Source organism: Pseudomonas flexibilis, from assembly GCF_000802425.1.
GTDB lineage: Bacteria > Pseudomonadota > Gammaproteobacteria > Pseudomonadales > Pseudomonadaceae > Serpens > Serpens flexibilis.
The window spans coordinates 1-3,253 of the sequence record NZ_JRUD01000042.1 but is presented as its reverse complement, the minus strand read 5'-3'; the positions used below and the strand labels follow the sequence as shown (position 1 = coordinate 3,253).

The window sequence follows — 3,253 nt, the reverse complement described above, 5'->3', positions numbered from 1 at the left end:
AACATAGAATCTCCCACAGGTCCCACGATCACTCGGGGTGCCAGTGGATTTCCAACGGGTAGTGCAGGAAGGCGCGGATCGGCATTTCCCGCACGTCGTTACCGGCGATGGCGCGGCGCAGAGTTTCCACCTTCGCCGTACCGCTGATCACTAGCAGTTGGTGGCGCGCAGCCAGGAGCATTGGGGCGGTGAGTGTCAGGCGCTCGCGGGGCTCCGTCGGTGCCTGCATGGGCAGGCAGCGACGGCTGCCTTCCGGATCGAGGGCCTGCGCCAGGTTCGGGCTGTCGGGGAACAACGAGGCGGTGTGGCCGTCCTCGCCCATGCCGAGCACCAGCACGTCGATGGGTTGCGGCAGCGCCTCGAGGGCGGACTCGGCAGCCTCGGCGGCCGCCTCCAGCGAATCGGCAGGCTGATGCAGGCCGATGAACGACGCCGAGGCGGCGCGCCCCTGCAGCAGATAGTTGCACACCAGGTACTCGTTACTCTGGGTGCTGCGTGGATCGACCCAGCGCTCGTCGGCCAGGCTCACCACTACCTGCGACCAGTCCAGCTCGGCGCGGGACAGGCACTGGAAGAAGGCCACCGGGCTGCGCCCACCCGAGACCACCAGGCTGGCGCGCCCATGGCTTTCAATCGCCTCGCGCAAGGCCTCGGCCACCGTTTCGGCCAGCTGCTGCGCACTGCGTGCCGCATCGCTGTGGCTGTGCGCCACGACATCGAGCGGCAGATCCAGTAGATAAATCACATCGACTCCTCTTGTTTTCAGGCTTGGCGCAACTGTTCCAGGCGGGCGCTGAACACGCTGGCGCCCTGCTCCGCCGGACCGAAGGCCGCGCGCATGAAGGCAAACAGCTCGCGGCCGCTGCCCACGCCAGGATCCGGCGGCGGCGCCAGCGGTGAGCGGGACTGCCATTCGGCCTCGTCCAGCAGCACTTCCACGCGCCCCTGCTCGCCGTCCACGCGGATGATATCCCCGTCACGCAGCCGCGCCAGCGGGCCGCCCTCATGGGCCTCGGGATACAGGTGGATCGCCGCCGGCACCTTGCCGGAGGCGCCAGACATGCGCCCGTCGGTGACCAGCGCCACCTTGTAGCCACGGTCCTGCAGCACGCCGAGGAACGGCGTGAGCTTGTGCAGCTCGGGCATGCCATTGGCGCGCGGCCCCTGGAAGCGCACCACAGCGACGAAATCGCGCTCCAGCTCACCAGCCTGGAAGGCGGCAGCCAGTTCGGCCTGGTCGGCAAAGACCCGCGCCGGCGCCTGCACCACGCGGTGCTCGGGCGCGACGGCGGAGATCTTCATGATGCCGCGCCCCAGGTTGCCCTCCATCAGGCGCAGGCCGCCCTCGGCGGCGAAGGGTCGGACCACCGGGCGCAGGACGTTCTCGTCCAGGCTCGCCGCCGGTGCCGGTCGCCAGGCCAGCTCGAGGGTCTGACTGAGCAGATACGGTTCCTGGCGGTAGGCGTGCAGGCCCTGCCCCATCACCGTGTTGACATCGGCGTGCAGCAAGCCGGCGTCCAGCAGCGTGGCCATCAGGAACGGCGTGCCGCCGGCCGCGTGGAAATGGTTCACGTCGGCACTGCCGTTGGGGTACAGCCGGGCGAGGGTGGGCACCACGGCTGACAGCTCGGTCATGTCCTGCCAGTCCAGCAGGATGCCGGCGGCGCGGGCGATGGCCGGGATGTGCAGGCTGTGGTTGGTCGAGCCGCCGGAGGCCAGCAGCGCGACCACCGCATTGACGATGCTCTTCTCGTCGACGATCTCGCAAAGCGGCAGGTAGCTGCCGCTGTGCCGCGTCAGGCGGGTGACCTGCCGCGCCGCCTCGGCGGTCAGTTCGTTGCGCAGCGGCGTGTAGGGCGTGACGAAGGACGAGCCGGGCAGCTGCAGGCCCATCACCTCCAGCATCACCTGGTTGGTGTTGGCGGTGCCGTAGAAGGTGCAGGTGCCGGGGCTGTGGTAGGACTTCATCTCCGACTCGAGCAGTTCCTCGCGGGTCGCCTTGCCTTCCGCGTACAGCTGGCGCACCGCGGCTTTCTTCTCGTTGGACAGCCCGGAGGGCATCGGCCCGCCGGGAATGAAGATCACCGGCAGGTGACCGAAGCGCAGCGCACCGAGCAGCAGGCCGGGGACGATCTTGTCGCAGATGCCTAGGCACAGCGCCGCGTCGAACAGGTTGTGGGACAGCGCCACGGCAGTGGACATGGCGATGACTTCGCGGCTGGCCAGGCTCAGTTCCATGCCCGCCTCACCCTGGGTCACGCCATCGCACATGGCCGGCACGCCGCCGGCGAACTGGCCCACCGAGCCAATCTCGTCCAGCGCGCCCTTGATGATCGCCGGGAAGTACTGGTACGGCTGGTGTGCGGAAAGCACATCGTTGTAGGCCGAGACGATGGCCACGCTGGCCTGATCGGGCAGGCGCAGCCGCTGCTTGTCGGAGCGGGAACAGCCGGCCATGCCATGGGCCTGGTTGGCGCAGGGCAGCGAGCTGCGCCGCGGCCCCCTGTCCGCCGCCTCGCGCATCTGCGCCAGGTAGGCGGCGCGCGTGGGTCGACTGCGTTCGATCAGCCGCTGGGTGATGGCCTGGATACGGGGATGCATGCTGGACTCCTGAAATGCTCGGCGCGGTGCGACGCTGCCATGCAGTCAGACTAACGCAGATTCACCGGGAAGGAACCGCCGCCCGCCACCCCCAGCCACGGCTGTTGACTTCCCGTTTTGAATCAGTAAGATACGCGGCGCTGTTCCGCGATAGCTCAGTCGGTAGAGCAAATGACTGTTAATCATTGGGTCCCTGGTTCGAGTCCAGGTCGCGGAGCCAAATTCAAAGCCCTGACGTAAGTCGGGGCTTTTTCGTTTTGGCCGCTGGACTCTCACCAGGGACTGCGTCCCAGGTTATTCGGCCCTGCGGGCCTCACCCCTTCGGGGCCGCGCTGAAGCGCGTTCGGCTGCGCCGTCGAGTCCAGGTCGCGGAGCCAAATTCAAAGCCCTGACGCAAGTCGGGGCTTTTTCGTTTTGGCCGCTGGACTCTCACCAGCCGCCCATGAAAAAGCCGGCCCAAGGGCCGGCTTCCGGTGCCACGAGTGGCCTTACTGCACGCTCAGCCTGTTGAGGTTCTTCTCCAGGATGGCAGTGCCAATACCTTTGACTTCCAGCAGCTCATCCACGGTGGCGAACGGGCCGTGGGCCTGGCGGTGGGCGATGATGGCCTCGGCCTTGCTGGCGCCGATGCCGACCAGCTCGCGGGCCAGGG

Annotated in this window: 3 protein-coding genes and 1 tRNA gene; 1 reads left to right on the top strand and 3 read right to left on the bottom strand. The window is 67.7% G+C overall.

Translation table 11 applies throughout. From position 1 onward, the window contains the following. Positions 1-28 precede the first annotated feature (28 nt). The gene (gene pgl / locus SF06_RS17500; protein ID WP_039562917.1) at positions 29-745 is read right to left on the bottom strand and encodes a 6-phosphogluconolactonase; all 717 of its coding nucleotides are present in this window, start codon (positions 743-745) and stop codon (positions 29-31) included. Positions 746-762: 17 nt separating this feature from the next. Further along, the gene (gene edd / locus SF06_RS17495; protein ID WP_039562916.1) at positions 763-2,601 is read right to left on the bottom strand and encodes a phosphogluconate dehydratase; all 1,839 of its coding nucleotides are present in this window, start codon (positions 2,599-2,601) and stop codon (positions 763-765) included. A gap of 144 nt (positions 2,602-2,745) precedes the next feature. On the opposite strand from edd, the gene SF06_RS17490 reads away from it, so the two are divergent. After that, positions 2,746-2,821, top strand: a tRNA-Asn gene (locus tag SF06_RS17490). Positions 2,822-3,089: 268 nt separating this feature from the next. On the opposite strand, the gene SF06_RS17485 is transcribed toward SF06_RS17490, so the two are convergent. After that, on the bottom strand, positions 3,090-3,253 hold a 164-nt coding region (locus tag SF06_RS17485), incomplete at its 5' end, for a ComEA family DNA-binding protein (RefSeq protein ID WP_039562914.1).